At 68.3% G+C, this 14,239-nt stretch carries 14 protein-coding genes; 10 read left to right on the forward strand and 4 right to left on the reverse strand.

Features of this window, described 5'->3' with window-relative positions; translation table 11 throughout:
• Nucleotides 1-135: 135 nt before the first annotated feature.
• The 3 genes from CAL11_RS07260 to CAL11_RS07270 form a co-directional block, all read right to left on the reverse strand.
• Entirely contained in the window at nt 136-1,413 is a 1,278-nt protein-coding gene (locus CAL11_RS07260; protein ID WP_086092537.1) for a TRAP transporter large permease, read from the reverse strand.
• 40 nt (nt 1,414-1,453) lie between these two features.
• Nucleotides 1,454-1,954 carry a TRAP transporter small permease gene (locus CAL11_RS07265; RefSeq protein WP_033462458.1) on the reverse strand — a complete coding sequence of 167 codons (501 nt, stop codon included), beginning with the start codon at nt 1,952-1,954 and terminating at the stop codon, nt 1,454-1,456.
• A gap of 82 nt (nt 1,955-2,036) precedes the next feature.
• On the reverse strand, nt 2,037-3,011 hold the full coding sequence (locus tag CAL11_RS07270) for a TRAP transporter substrate-binding protein (protein WP_068926747.1): 975 nt from the start codon (nt 3,009-3,011) through the stop codon (nt 2,037-2,039).
• A gap of 114 nt (nt 3,012-3,125) precedes the next feature.
• Between CAL11_RS07270 and CAL11_RS07275 the strand changes: the two genes are divergently transcribed.
• The 9 genes from CAL11_RS07275 to CAL11_RS07315 all read left to right on the forward strand — a co-directional run bounded on the left by CAL11_RS07275 (nt 3,126) and on the right by CAL11_RS07315 (nt 11,969).
• Entirely contained in the window at nt 3,126-5,657 is a 2,532-nt protein-coding gene (locus CAL11_RS07275; protein WP_086092538.1) for an ABC transporter permease, read from the forward strand.
• Entirely contained in the window at nt 5,657-6,082 is a 426-nt protein-coding gene (locus CAL11_RS07280; RefSeq protein WP_086092539.1) for a group II truncated hemoglobin, read from the forward strand. The genes CAL11_RS07275 and CAL11_RS07280 overlap by 1 nt, the downstream gene beginning before the upstream one ends.
• Entirely contained in the window at nt 6,072-6,806 is a 735-nt protein-coding gene (locus CAL11_RS07285; protein ID WP_086092540.1) for a 3-deoxy-D-manno-octulosonic acid kinase, read from the forward strand. Before CAL11_RS07280 ends, CAL11_RS07285 begins: the two co-directional genes overlap by 11 nt.
• A 134-nt stretch (nt 6,807-6,940) precedes the next feature.
• Complete coding sequence (locus CAL11_RS07290; RefSeq protein WP_033462452.1) at nt 6,941-8,044, forward strand: polyamine ABC transporter substrate-binding protein; 1,104 nt, start codon at nt 6,941-6,943, stop codon at nt 8,042-8,044.
• Nucleotides 8,045-8,050: 6 nt separating this feature from the next.
• Nucleotides 8,051-9,178 (forward strand): ABC transporter ATP-binding protein, encoded by a 1,128-nt coding sequence (locus tag CAL11_RS07295; protein WP_086092541.1) that lies wholly within the window; start codon nt 8,051-8,053, stop codon nt 9,176-9,178.
• The gene (locus CAL11_RS07300; RefSeq protein WP_086092542.1) at nt 9,175-10,089 is read left to right on the forward strand and encodes an ABC transporter permease subunit; all 915 of its coding nucleotides are present in this window, start codon (nt 9,175-9,177) and stop codon (nt 10,087-10,089) included. Before CAL11_RS07295 ends, CAL11_RS07300 begins: the two co-directional genes overlap by 4 nt.
• The gene (locus CAL11_RS07305; protein WP_086092543.1) at nt 10,086-10,895 is read left to right on the forward strand and encodes an ABC transporter permease subunit; all 810 of its coding nucleotides are present in this window, start codon (nt 10,086-10,088) and stop codon (nt 10,893-10,895) included. Before CAL11_RS07300 ends, CAL11_RS07305 begins: the two co-directional genes overlap by 4 nt.
• Entirely contained in the window at nt 10,892-11,248 is a 357-nt protein-coding gene (locus tag CAL11_RS07310; RefSeq protein ID WP_086092544.1) for an arsenate reductase, read from the forward strand. The genes CAL11_RS07305 and CAL11_RS07310 overlap by 4 nt, the downstream gene beginning before the upstream one ends.
• A gap of 4 nt (nt 11,249-11,252) precedes the next feature.
• Nucleotides 11,253-11,969, forward strand: coding sequence for a DNA-3-methyladenine glycosylase (locus tag CAL11_RS07315; RefSeq protein WP_033462446.1), 717 nt, complete (start codon nt 11,253-11,255; stop codon nt 11,967-11,969).
• Nucleotides 11,970-11,976: 7 nt separating this feature from the next.
• On the opposite strand, the gene CAL11_RS07320 is transcribed toward CAL11_RS07315, so the two are convergent.
• Nucleotides 11,977-12,684: a PhoP regulatory network YrbL family protein gene (locus tag CAL11_RS07320; protein WP_086092545.1), complete on the reverse strand. Its 708-nt coding sequence runs from the start codon at nt 12,682-12,684 to the stop codon at nt 11,977-11,979.
• A gap of 111 nt (nt 12,685-12,795) precedes the next feature.
• On the opposite strand from CAL11_RS07320, the gene rmuC reads away from it, so the two are divergent.
• Nucleotides 12,796-14,178: a DNA recombination protein RmuC gene (gene rmuC / locus CAL11_RS07325; RefSeq protein WP_411469324.1), complete on the forward strand. Its 1,383-nt coding sequence runs from the start codon at nt 12,796-12,798 to the stop codon at nt 14,176-14,178.
• Nucleotides 14,179-14,239 lie beyond the last annotated feature (61 nt).

A 14,239-nucleotide genomic window follows, 5' to 3' on the forward strand; every position in this document is an offset into this window, starting at 1 on the left:
ATACAACGATGGAAGCAAGAATATTAGAGGTTCGGGGGGGGGGGGGGCTGATGCGGCTGTAGGAATTGAGTGTGGTTGATCGATGCCTCTTTACCACCAAGGTGGACAGGAATGAGGATAAGCAGGCGGCCTGTGCTACCTGCCGTAGACCAGATCGCGCAGGCCCAGCGACAGGCCGGGCCAGTAAGTGATGACAAGCAGGCAGGCGAGCACCACGCCCACGAACGGGATCAGCGGCCGGACCAGGCGTTCCAGCGGCAGCTTGGCGACGGCGCAGGCGGCGAACAGATTGACGCCGAAGGGCGGGGTGATCATGCCCAGCGCCAGGTTCACCACCATGATGACGCCGAAGTGCACCGGCTCGACGCCGAACTTCATGGCCACCGGCAGCAGCAGCGGCGCCAGCACCACCACCGAGGCCGAGGTTTCGATGAACATCCCGATCACGAACAGCGCCGCGTTCACGCCCATCAGGAAGGAAAACTGGTTGTCGAACAGCTGGCTCAGCCAGACGCCCAGCGCGTCCGGAATGCCGGCGCGGTTGAGCAGGAAACTGAATACGCCGGCATTGGCAATCACGAACATGATGACGGCGGTCGAAATCACCGAGCGGTGCAGGGTGGCCGAGATGAGGCCGAACGACAGGCGACGGTAGACCAGCGTGCCTATCAGCACCGCGTACATGACCGCCACCACCGAGGCCTCGGTGGGCGTGAACACGCCGCCGTAGATCCCGCCCAGGATGATGACCGGCATCAACAGGGCCAGCCAGGCCCGCCTGAATGCCAGCCACACCGGCAGGCGGCCGGCGCCATCCTGCTTGCCCAGCCCGTTGCGGCGCGCGTACAGCCATACGTACAGCATCAGCGCCAGGCCGATCAGTACGCCGGGCATGATGCCGGCGATGAACAGCTCGCCGGTGGAGGTGTCGGTGGACACGGCGAACAGGATCATGGGGATGGACGGCGGGATGATCACGCCGAGCTCGGCCGCGCTGGCCTGCAGCGAGGCGGCAAACGGCGCCGGGTAGCCGTGGCGCACCATGGCCGGAATCAGGATGGCGCCCACCGCGAAGGTCGTCGCCACGCTGGAGCCTGCCACCGCCGCGAAGATCATGCAGGTCAGCACGCAGGTGCAGGCCAGGCCGCCCTGTATGCCGCCCACCAGGCTCTTGGCGAACTCGACCATGCGCTCGGAGATTCCGCCGGCCTCCATCAGGTTGCCGGCCAGGATGAAAAAGGGAATGGCCACCAGCGGATACTTGTCCAGGGCCGCGTAGATCTGTTGCGCCACGACCAGCCACGGCAGGCCGCCCACCGACACGCCGGTCAGGGCCGCGATCCCGATCGCCACCGCGACCGGCACCGACAGCCCGAAGAAAATCAACATCGAGAGAATCATCAACTGCGACATGATGGACAGCCCTGGTTGCTCGAAGGGGATGGAACGGGCTTCAGCCCTGCGCGTCGTTGCGCACCGGCACGTCGTCCTGCTCGCCGCCCAGCCAGCGCGCCAGCACGGCAATGACCGCCAGCGTGGCGCCGACCGGAATCGCCAGGTAGATCCAGGAAATGGATATATCCAGGCTGGGCACGTTCTGGAAGCGCACGCGCCAGGTCATCTGGCCGCCGATCCAGGCGATGAAGGCCAGGAAGGCGATGCAGATCAGCGCGATGGCATGCTCCAGCAAGCGGCGCGCGGCGCCCTGCAGGGTGTTGCGCAGCAGTTCCACGCTGATCATCGCGCCATGCCGGAAGGCCAGCGCCACGCCCAGCAGCACGGTCCAGATCAGCAGCGCGCGCGTGGCGACTTCGCTCCAGTCCGCCGGGGAGTGCAGGACAAAACGGGCAATGACTTGGTAGAACGCGGCGCAGGCGGCGGCGATCAGCAGGATCTGGGCAATGGCCGAAACCAGGCGGAACAGCGCGCGCTCGGCGGTGCAAAGCAGTCGCATGATGGCTTCCGGGATGGGAGGACGGCAGCCTGGCGGGCCGCCGGGCGCCGCGCCGGCCAGGCCGGGCGGCGCGCGAGCAGGCTTACTTGGTGTCGCGGATCGACTGGATGAGCTGCTTGTCGAACTTCTTGTAGTACTCGGCGTAGGCCGGTTCGACGGCGGCGGCGAACGCGGCGCGGTCGACCTCGCTGACCTGCATGCCTTCCTTCTTCAGTTGCTCGACGCCGGTCTTCTCGATGTTGTCGACGTAGGCGCGCATGGCCTGGGCCGAGTCCTTGCCGGCAGTCTTGAAACTGGCCTTTTCGGCGTCCGACAGGCCGTTGTAGACGTTGGCGGACATCAGCACCAGGGCCGGGCCATATACGTGGCCGGTCAGCGACAGGTATTTCTGCAGCTGCGACAGCTTGGCCGAGGTAATGACCGACAGCGGGTTCTCCTGGCCGTCGATGGTACCCTGCTGCAAGGCGGTGGCGACCTCCGGCCAGGCCATGGGCGTGGGCAGGATGCCGATCTGGCGGAAGGCCGTGATGTGGATGGGGTTCTCCGTGGTGCGGATCTTCAGGCCCTTGGCGTCGGCCGGCGTCTTGACCGGGCGCACGTTGTTGGTCAGGTGGCGAAAGCCCTGTTCGCCCCAGGCCAGGGCGATGATGCCCCGGTCAGGGAACTTCGCCAGCATATCCTGGCCTATCTTGCTGTCGAGCACCGCGCGGGCGTGCGGCAGGTCGCGCAGCAGGAACGGGATGTCGAACACGCCGGTCTCGGGCACGAAGTTCAGCGTCGCGCCGGTCGAGACGATGGCCAGGTCGATGGTGCCGATCTGCAGGCCTTCGATGACTTCGCGTTCGCCGCCCAGGGCGCTGTTGGCGAATTGCTGTACTTTGTACTTGCCGCCCGAGGCGCCTTCGATGGATTTGGCGAAGGCCTCGGCCCCCGCCCCGTAGTGCGACGAGGTCGACAGGGCATAGGCCATCTTCAGGGTGGTCTGGGCCGCCGCGGGCAGGGCGGCGGCAACGGTGCAGGCGGCCAGGGTCGCGGCCGCAAGCCAGGACTTGCGCATAGTGTCTTCTCCGTTTCATTAATTAATATTGTTGCTTGACAGCCGCGCCGGACTGCCCCTCGCGCATGATAGCGGGATTCCCTGACAACCCCCCTACTTGGTTACGATTGCCCGATGATGGATTTCCCTGATGCCCGCAGCCCCGCCCGCCAGGGCTGGTTGCCGACCCTGCGCCTGGGTTTGCGCATGATGATGCGCGACGCGCGCGCCGGCGAATTGCGCCTGCTGGTGCTGGCGCTGGTGGTGGCGGTGGCCGCGGTCACCAGCGTGGGTTTCCTGGCCGACCGGGTAGGCCGGGCGCTGGAGCGCGATGCGGGGCAGATGCTGGGCGCCGACCTGGTGCTGGAGGCCGACGAGCCGGTGCCGGCCGAGTTCGCGCAGCGGGCGCGCCAGGCGGGGCTGTCGGTTTCCAGTACCTTGCAGTTCCCGTCCATGGCCAGCGCCAACGGCAACGCCCAGCTGGCTTCGCTGAAGGCCGTCGAGCCGGGCTACCCGCTGCGCGGCAGCCTGCGGGTGGCCGACGCGCCCTTCGCCCAGGACGCGCCCACCCGCGACGTGCCGGCGCTGGGCGCTGTCTGGGTCGACGCCCAGCTGCTGACGCTGCTGGGTGTGCAGGTGGGCGATACGCTGGGCCTGGGCGATGCCCGGCTGCGCATCGAGCGCGTCATCACCTACGAGCCCGATCGCGGCATGCAGTTCGTCAATGTGGCGCCGCGCGTCTTGCTGCGCACCGCCGACCTGCCCGCCACCGGACTGGTCGCGCCTGGCAGCCGCATCGGCTACGCCCTGCTGGCGGCCGGGCAGCCCGACGCTGTGGCCGCCTACGGGCAGTGGCTGGGCCAGCATCTGCAGCGTGGCCAGAAGCTGGCCACGCTCGAATCGGGGCGGCCGGAAGTGCGGCGCACCCTGGACCGGGCGCAGCGCTTCCTGGCGCTGGTGGCGCTGCTGGCGGTGCTGATTTCGGCGGTGGCCGTGGCGCTGGCGGCCGGCCGCTTCATGCAGCGGCATCGCGACGGCATCGCCGTCATGCGCTGCCTGGGCGCGGTGCAGGCGCAGGTGACGCGCATGCTGGTGCTGGAATTCGCGCTGGTGGGGCTGGCGGCCTCGGCCGTCGGCTGCCTGCTGGGCTACGCGGTGCACCAGGGGTTGGTGCTGGCGCTGGGCCAGTTGATCGACACCAGCCTGCCGGCGCCGTCGGCGATCCCGGCGGCCCAGGGCGTGCTGACCGGCCTGCTGATGCTGCTGGGGTTCGCGCTGCCGTCGCTGGCGCAGTTGCGTCACGTGCCGCCGGCCAGGGTGCTGCGGCGCGACGCCGACCGCCTGCGCGCGCGCGGCGCGGGCGGCTATGCGCTGGGCGCCGTCGGCATGGGCCTGCTGATCTGGTGGTTTGCCGGCGACGCGCGCCTGGGCGCGGTGGTGGCCGGCGGTTTCCTGGGAGCCTTCGCCGTGTTCGCGCTGGTGGCCTGGCTGGCCGTACAGGCGCTGGCGCGGCTGCGCCACGCCGCGGCCGGCCTGCCGGCCCTGCGCTTCGCGCTGGCCGGCGTGGTGCGGCGCCGGGCGGCTACCATCACCCAGGTGTGCGCGCTGGCGATCGGCCTGATGGCCCTGTTGCTGCTGACCATGACGCGCACCGACCTGATCGCCGGCTGGCAGCGCACGCTGCCCCCCGACGCGCCCAACCGTTTCCTGATCAACGTGCAGCCCGACCAGCGCGAGGCCGTCATGCGGCGGCTGGCCGATGCCGGCCTGGGGCAGGTCCATCTGTGGCCGATGGTGCGCGGCCGCCTGGTCAGCGTCAATGGACGGCCGGTCGGGCCGGACGATTTCGACGAGCCGCGCGCCAAGCGGCTGGTGGATCGCGAATTCAACCTGTCCTATGGCGATACGCTGCCCGAGTCGAACCGGGTGGAGCAGGGGCGCTGGCTGCGCCCCGACGCGGCCGAGGTGTCGCTGGAGTCCGGGCTGGCCCGCTCGCTGAAGCTGGCGGTGGGCGACAAGCTGGTTTTCGACATCGCCGGACAGCAGGTCGAAGTCGTGGTCAGCGGCACCCGCCGGGTCGACTGGGATTCGATGCGGGTGAACTTCTTCGCCATCCTCTCGCCGCAGGCGCTGGCCGATGCGCCGCAGAGCTGGATCACCTCGTTCCACCTGCCGCCCGGCAAGGCCGCCGTGCTGCGCGACCTGGTGCAGGCCTTTCCCAACCTGACCGTGTTCGACGTGGGGGCGATCCTCGGGCAATTGCAGACCGTGCTGGACGAGGTGGTCAAGGCCGTGCAGCTGTTGTTCTTGTTTACACTGGCGGCCGGCGTGCTGGTGCTGGCGGCCGCGCTGACGGCCACCCGCGACGAACGCGTGCGCGAGGCCGCGGTGCTGCGCGCGCTGGGGGCGACCCGCCGCCAACTGGCCCGCGCCCAGCGCCTGGAGCTGCTGGCGGTGGGCGGCCTGGCGGGCCTGCTGGCCGCCGGCGGCGCCACCGCCGTGGCCTGGGTGCTGTCGACCCAGGTATTCGATTTCGCCATCAGCCTGCAATGGTGGCCCTGGCCGGCCGGCGCACTGGCCGGCATGCTGGGGGCGTGGGCTGGCGGCGCCCTGGCTTTGCGGGGCGTGCTGCGCACGCCGCCCCTGGTTACTTTGCGAGAAGCGTAATGACGACGACCCGCGTCCAGCCGATTTCCGAGCCGCTGGACACCTCCAAGACCGTTTTCGACATGCTCGGCGGCGAGCCCGGCGTGCGCGAGCTGGTCGACCGGTTCTACGACCTGATGGACATGGAGTCCGATTTCAAGGCGTTGCGCGACGCCCACGGCCCCAGCCTGGAGCAGGCGCGCGACAAGCTGTTCTGGTTCCTGTGCGGCTACTTCGGCGGTCCGGACCACTATATCGAGCGCTTCGGCCATCCGCGCCTGCGCGCGCGCCACCTGCCGTTCTCGATCGGCGAGATCGAGCGCGACCAGTGGGTGGCGTGCATGGGCCGCGCCATGCAGGACCGGCAATTGCCCCCGGCCCTGGTCGATCGCCTGCTGCAGGCCTTCTACGGCACGGCCGACTGGATGCGCAACCGTGCCGGCTGAGGCCCGACCGCGCACCGAACGCCTGGCCTGGCGCGAGACGCCGGCCGGCGCCATGCTGTATGACGCGGCGCGTATCGAGGCGCCCGGGCCGGCGCTGTTCGATCCGGCCAGCTATGGCGCGGCCGCGCAGCCGGTGGCCGCGGGCGGCCGGCAGGCGGCGTGGTTTGTCGCCGCGCCCGGCTGGCAGGGGGTATTGCGCGGCTACCGGCGCGGCGGCCTGGCCGCGCGCGTCAGCCGCGATGCCTATGTGTGGCAGGGCGAGGCGCGTACCCGCAGCTTGCGCGAGTACCGCCTGCTGGCGCAGATGCGCGAGCAAGGGCTGGCGGTGCCGGCGCCGCTGGCGGCCGGCTACTGGCGCCACGGCCTGACGTACCGGGCGGCGATCCTGGTCGAGCGCATCCCGGCCGCCCGGCCGCTGGCCAGCCTGCTCGACGAGCCCGCCTGGGAGGCGGTGGCGCGCGCCATCGCGGCCATGCACCGGGCGGGCGTCTGGCATGCCGACCTCAACGCCTTCAATATCCTGCTCGACCCGGGCGGGCTGGCATGGCTGATCGATTTCGACCGGGGCACGGCCGGCGGCGTGTCCGAGCGGGGGCGCCAGGGCAACCTGGCGCGCCTGCGCCGTTCGCTCGCCAAGGTCGGCGGCGAGCGGGGGCAGGCCTTCTGGCGGCGGCTGGAGCCGGCCTACCAGGCTGCCTGGGCGCGCGGGACCGCAAGGGCCTGAACCGCCGCCCGGCGAAGCCCGCGGGTGAAAACTGCTTGTCCAGGGCTGGATTTGCGACCAGTCCGCTCCTAAAAGGCTTTATGATTCCGCCTTTTGGCAATTCTCGAAAATCGCATCATGGCAGGGGGTTCGCGATGAAATTCTCGGCACAGTTGCGCTGCGTATTGGGCGGCGCAGTGCTGGCGGCGGCGATGTCGCCGGCAGGGGCGCAAAACAAGGTCGTCAACGTCTACAACTGGGCCGAATACACGGCGCCCGACACCATTCCCGGTTTCGAGAAGGAAACCGGCATCAAGGTGCGTTATGACGTCTATGACAACAACGACACCCTGCAGGCCAAACTGCTGACGGGCAAGTCGGGCTACGACGTGGTCGTGCCCTCGACCCACTATGCATCGCGCCAGATCGAAGGCGGGCTGTACCAGAAGCTGGACAAGTCCAAGATCCCCAACTGGAAGAACCTCGACCCGGACGTCATGGCGCTGGTCGCCACCATCGACCCGGGCAACCAGTACGTGATTCCGTGGGGCTACGGCACCAATGGGCTGGGCTACAACGTCACCAAGGTCAAGCAGATCATGGGCGAGGGCGTGGACCTGGCCAATTGGGACATGCTGTTCAAGCCCGAGAACGCCGCCAAGCTGAAGGAGTGCGGCATCTCCATGCTGGACGAGGCCGCGCAGGTCTTCCCGGCGGTGCTCAAGTACCTGGGCAAGGACCCCAACAGCGCCAACCCGGACGACTACAAGGAAGCCCTGGCCCTGCTCAAGCAGATCCGGCCCTATATCCGCCAGTTCAGCTCGTCGGGCTATATCGACGAACTGGCCGTGGGCGACCTGTGCATGGTCTACGGCTTTTCGGGCGACGTGATGATCGCGCGCCGCCGGGCCCAGGAGGCCAGGAAGCCGTACGAGATCAATTACTTCATCCCGCAGGGCGGTGCGCCGGCCTGGTTCGACGTGATGGCCATTCCCAAGGATGCCCCGCATCCCGAGGAGGCGCACGCCTTCATCAACTACATCGAGACGCCGCAGGTGCACGCGGCCATCACCAACACCATGTTCTATCCCAACGCCAACAAGGCGGCGCGCGAGTTCGTGGTCAAGGACGTGGCCGACAACCCGATGATCTATCCGCCCGCCGACGTGTCCAAGACCCTGTACGTGATCAAGGCCCAGCCCTTGAACGTGCAGCGCCTGCAGACGCGCATGTGGGCCGAACTGAAGTCCGGGCGCTGAGCCATCATGAGCGACATCCGCTATTCGGCGCAGCATTCCGCCGATCCGGACGAATTCGTCAAGGTCACCGACGTCGTCAAGATCTTCGGCGACGTGGTGGCCGTGCAGTCGGTCAACCTGGCCGTGCGGCGCAACGAGATCTTCGCGCTGCTGGGCAGCTCGGGCAGCGGCAAGTCGACGCTGCTGCGCATGCTGGCCGGCTTCGAGGACGCCACCTCGGGGCAGATCCTGCTCGACGGCGAGGACATCACCAACGTGCCGCCGTACCGCCGGCCGGTGAACATGATGTTCCAGTCGTACGCGCTGTTTCCGCACATGACGGTCGAGGCCAACGTGGCCTTCGGCCTGAAGCAGGAAGGGGTGGACCGCGCCGAGATCCATGACCGCGTGTTCGAGGCGCTGGACCTGGTCCAGATGGCCGGCTACGCGCGCCGCAAGCCGCACCAGCTGTCCGGCGGGCAGCAGCAGCGCGTGGCGCTGGCGCGCAGCCTGGTCAAGCGGCCCAAGCTGTTGCTGCTCGACGAGCCGATGTCGGCGCTGGACAAGCAGATCCGCCAGAAGACGCAGATCGAACTGGTCAAGATCCTGCAGCAGGTCGGCGTGACCTGCATCATGGTGACGCACGACCAGGAAGAGGCCATGACCATGGCGCACCGGCTTGCCGTCATGACCGAAGGCCAGATCGTGCAATGCGGCACCCCGCAGGATGTCTACGAGTTTCCGAATTCGCGTTTCGTGGCGGGCTTCATCGGCTCGACCAACCTGTTCTCGGGCACCATCGTGGTCGACGAGCCCGACCATGTCGCCATCGAGTCGGGCGAGCTGACCCGGCCGCTGTATGTCAGCCACGGCGTGAGCGAGCCGCTGGGCATGGAAGTGCACGTATCGATCCGGCCCGAGCGGCTGGTGGTCCTGCGCGAGCAGCCCGAGGCCGAGCACAACTGGGCGCATGGCATGGTCACCCACATGGCCTGGATGGGCAGCTACGGCCTCTACCAGATCCGCCTGGACTCGGGCAAGATCGTCGAGGCCAGCGTCCCCAGCCTGCAACTGGCGCGCCAGGACGCGCCCGGCATCGACGAGGAGGTCTTCGTCAGCTGGGACGCCGATAGCGCGACGGTGTTCTCGTCATGAGGCGGTTCGCCCTGCCGCGGCCATCGCGCCGCACGGTGGCCATCGTGCCGCCGTTCGCCTGGCTGGTGCTGTTCCTGCTGGTGCCGTTCCTGCTGGTGTTCAAGATCAGCTTCGCGGAGCTGCAGTTCGGCATCCCGCCGTACACGCCGCTGGCCGAGTTCAAGGACGAGGCCGTGCAGCTCAGCCTGCACCTGCGCGGCTATGTCCTGCTGTTCACCGACAGCCTCTATGTCGCCACCTACCTCAATTCGGTCAAGATGGCGGCGATCACCACGCTGTGCTGCATTCTCATCGGCTATCCGATCGCCTACTACATCGCGCGTTCGGCGCCCGCGCTGCGCAACCTGTTGCTGCTGGCCGTGATCCTGCCGTTCTGGACCTCGCTGCTGCTGCGCGTCTACGCGTGGGTGGGCATCCTGCGCAACGACGGCCTGCTGAACAAGCTGCTGATGGGCCTGGGCCTGATTTCCAGCCCCCTGGAAATCTACCGTACGGACCTGGCCGTCTACATCGGCTTGGTCTATGCCTACCTGCCGTTCTTCATTCTGCCGCTGTACGCCAACCTGGTGAAGATGGACCTGCGATTGCTCGAAGCCGCCTACGACCTGGGCGCGCGGCCGTGGCAGGCGTTCTGGCGCATCACCGTGCCGCTGTCGCGGCCGGGCGTGATCGCCGGCGCCATGCTGGTGTTCATCCCGTCGGTGGGCGAGTATGTCATCCCGGAAATGCTGGGCGGCGCCGACACCCTGATGATGGGGCGCGTCATGTGGAACGAGTTCTTCAACAACACCGATTGGCCGATGGCCTCGGCCGTCACCTGCGTGATGGTGCTGTTGCTGCTGGTGCCGCTGGCCCTGTTCCAGTACAACCAGATCAAGCAGCAGGATTTCGCCGGCGGAGGCCGCCGATGAAGGGGCCCGACAAATCGCTGCGGATGCTGGTGCTGGGCCTCGGGTACTTCTTCCTGTATGTGCCCATCATCAGCCTGATGGTCTTCTCGTTCAACGACTCGCCGGTGGTGACGTCCTGGACCGGATTCTCGCTGCGCTGGTATGGTTCGCTGCTCGAGGACAGCGCCCTGCTGCGCGCCGCCTGGCTGTCGTTCAAGATCGCCGTCCTGACGGCCACCGCCGCCACCATCATCGGCACCTGGGCCGGCTACGTGCTGGGGCGCATGGGCCGCTTTCGCGGCTTCACGCTGTACGTGGGCATGCTCAGCGCGCCGCTGGTCATTCCCGAGGTCGTGCTGGGCATCTCGCTTCTGCTGATGTTCGTCGAGATGCGTGGCCACCTGGGCTGGCCGGAGCAGAACGGCGTGTTCACCATCTGGGTGGGCCACGTCACGCTGTGCATGGCGTTCGTGGCGGTCGTGGTCCAGTCGCGCATCCGCGACATGGACCGCTCGCTCGAAGAGGCCGCGCTCGATCTGGGCGCCACGCCCATCAAGGTGTTTTTCGCGATCACGCTGCCGCTGATCGCCCCGGCGCTGGTGTCGGCCTGGCTGCTGGCATTCACGCTTTCGCTGGACGACGTGGTGATCGCGTCGTTCCTGTCGGGGCCGGGGTCGTCGACCTTGCCGATGGAGGTGTTCTCGCGCGTTCGCCTGGGGCTCAAGCCCGAGATCAACGCGCTGGCCACCCTGTTCATCCTGGCGGTCGGCACCTGCGTGATCATCGCCAACCGGTTGCAGTGGCGCAAGGAGGCCGATAACCGATGAAACAAGTCACCCTGTATGGTCTGAACAAGTGCAGCACCTGCGTGAAGGCGCGCGACTGGCTGGCGGCCCACGGCGTGGAGCATGCCTTTGTCGATTATCGCGACCATCCCGTGCCGGCGGCCACGCTCAGGCAATGGGCCGGCAAGGTGGGCGGCTGGGAAAAGCTGGTCAACCGCACGTCCATGACCTGGCGCGCGCTGTCCGACGAGCGCAAGGCGGCCCGGAGCGACGCCGAATGGACCGCGCTGATCGCCGAATACCCGGCGCTGGTGCGCCGTCCCGTTACCGTGACGCCGGACGGCGAGGTGACCGTTGGCTACTCGGAAAAGCGCTACGGCGAGCGCTTCGCCTGATCGCATGCCGGCTCCTGCGCGCACGGCCCGGCCGCGGCCGGGCCCGGCCTTGCCGGCCGCCTTCTTCGACCGCGACGCCCAGCAGCTCGCGCGCGACCTGCTGGGCAAGGTGGTGCGCCACCGCGTGGACGGCCTGTGGCTGTCGGCGCGCATCATCGAGACCGAAGCCTATTACCTGGCCGAGAAGGGCAGCCATGCCTCGCTCGGCTACACCCACAAGCGGCGTGCGTTGTTCATGGACGGGGGCGTGGTCTACATGTACTACGCGCGCGGCGGCGATTCGCTCAATTTCAGCGCCGCGGGCCCCGGCAACGCGGTGTTGATCAAATCGGGCCATCCCTGGATCGACGAGGTGTCCGGGCCGCGCGCGCTGGCCTGCATGCAGCGGCTCAACCCGGATGCGCAGGGCCAGCCCCGGCCGCCGGCGCGCCTGTGCGCGGGCCAGACCCTGCTGTGCCGCGCGCTGGGGCTGAAAGTGCCGCAATGGGACGCCAAGGCCTTCGATCCGCGGCGGTTTTTCGTCGAGGACGTGGGCGTGCGGCTCGAGCGCCTGGTCCGCACCACCCGGCTGGGCATTCCGGCCGGGCGCGACGAGCACCTGCCGTACCGCTATGTCGATCCGGCCTATGCGGCGTTCTGCACGCGCAATCCGTTGCGCCGCGGCCAACAGGCCGGGCGTGATTTCGATTGGGTGGACCCCGACGGCGCGCTGTACGTGTAGCGCCGGCTCAGGGCGCCGGGGCGGGCATGCGGGCGCGCAGTTCCGCATACTTGCGCATGATGCGCTTGCGGTTCAGGCGCCGGCTCCAGGCATAGGTGGGAATCAGCGGCAGCACGCCGAACCCGTCGATCAGGTACAGGCCTTCGCGGCCTTCGGCATTGCGGCCACAGGCGATATTGCTGGCGGAGATATCGTGGATCACGATGTGGGCGTCGGCCAGGTCTTCGAAGAACCGGTCCAGGCGATGGGCCAGCGCGGTGTCGAATTCGCCGCGCTTGACCAGGTCGCTGACGGTCGGCGCCATGTTGCCGGCCGCATCGGTGATCTTCTCGGCCAGCAGGCCCAGGCCCAGCGACGTCTGCGCCAGCCCCACGATGCGCGCCAGCGGCACCTGCCATACGCCGGAGGCGCCGGTCGAGGTGGTGACGTATTCGGTGATTTCGTTCAGGTAGACGCGGTAGGCGCTTTCCCGCTGGAACTGCTTGTACCAGCGCTTGAACGGGCGCGCCTCCAGGTAGACGGCGCGCGCCTCCATGTCCATGACCTTGACCAGCAGCGAGGGCTCGTGCGGGTGCTGGAATACGTATCGGTCGCCGCCCTGGGCCAGCAGCCGCGCCTGGCTGAGGTCCAGCGGGCCGAACATGGCGGCATAGCCGCTGCCCGGCAAGGGCGCGTGATGGGTGTTGTTGTCTGCGGTATTGTCAGGCCAGGACACGATGAAAAAAGGATAGGTATGACAGTCAGCGAGCAATGTTAGTCTTTTTTTGTATGCCCGGCGTGCGCCTGTGCCGGCTTGCGTAGGTGGTGTTCCGGTGTGGGCCGGCCCATGTTCCTACAATCGTGGTTTGTGGAGATTGGCTTGGAATCTTATCTGCCTTGGATAACCGTGGCCGCCGCGGTGTTTGCGCTGCTGGCCTGCCTGCTGGCGCTGCGCGGGCGAGGCGGCGATGCGCGCCTGCAGGCGCTGCTCGACGGCCTGGAGCGCGTGGACCGGGGGCTGCGCGCCGATCTGGCGGAGAGCCAGCGCGGGTTGCGCGCCGAGCTGGCCGAGTCGATGCGCGCGCTGCGCGCCGAGATGGCGCAAAGCCAGGAAGAGCTGCGCGCCACGCTGGGACGCGACGCGCGCGCCGCCCGCGCCGAGCATGGAGAGTCGCTGGCGCGCTTTGCCAGCCAGTTCGGCGAGCGCCTGCAGGGCCTGGTCGAACTGAATGACCGCCGCATGCAGGACGTGCGCCAGGTGGTGGACCAGCGCCTGCAGGCTTTGCAGGCGGACAACGGGGCCCGCCTGGAGGAAATGCGCCGCACCGTGGACGAGAAGCTGCACGCGACGCTGGAACAGCGGTTGGGCGAGTCGTTCCGGATGGTGTCGGATCGGCTGGAGGCCGTGCACAAGGGCCTGGGCGAGATGCAGACGCTGGCGGCCGGCGTGGGCGACCTGAAGCGGGTGCTGACCAACGTGAAGTCGCGCGGCACCTGGGGCGAGGTGCAACTGGCGCGCCTCATGGAGGACGCCATGACGCCCGAGCAGTATGCGCGCAACGTCAAGCCGGTGCCGGGCAGCGACGCGGTGGTGGAGTTCGCGATCCGCCTGCCCGGCAAGGACGAAGGCGGCGGCCCGGTGTGGCTGCCCATCGACGCCAAGTTTCCCAAGGAAGAATACGAGCGCCTGATGGACGCCCAGGACGCGGCCGAGCAGGAGGCCGCCCGCGCCGCCGGCGCGGCGCTGGCGAAGGCCGTGGAGACGCAGGCGCGGCTTATCGCCTCCAAGTACGTGGCGCCGCCCCACACGACCGACTTCGCCATCATGTTCCTGCCCACCGAAGGCCTGTACGCGGAAGTGCTGCGACGCCCCGGGCTGCTGGACAAGCTGCATGGCCTGCGCGTGAACGTGGCCGGCCCCGCCAACCTGGCGGCCCTGCTCAACAGCCTGCAGATGGGGTTTCGCACCCTGGCGATCGAGCGCCGCTCGTCCGAGGTGTGGCAGGTGCTGCGCGCGGTCAAGACCGAGTTCGCCAAGTTCGGCGAATCGCTGGCCACGGTCAAGAAAACCCTGGACACCGCCAGCAACAGGATCGGCCAGACCGAGGTGCGTACGCGGGCCATGCTGCGCAACCTCAAGACGGTCGAGGCCTTGCCGGAGGCCGAGGCGGCCCGGCTGCTGGGCGATGAACCCGATACACTAGGGGCTGACCAGGGCTCCCCATCCTGAGGAGCAGGCCCGGGGGCGGCGAGCCTCCGGCGGGGCGGGCGGTCCGCCCACTTCTTATGCC

Source organism: Bordetella genomosp. 6 (assembly GCF_002119705.1).
Lineage (GTDB): Bacteria > Pseudomonadota > Gammaproteobacteria > Burkholderiales > Burkholderiaceae_B > Bordetella > Bordetella bronchiseptica_F.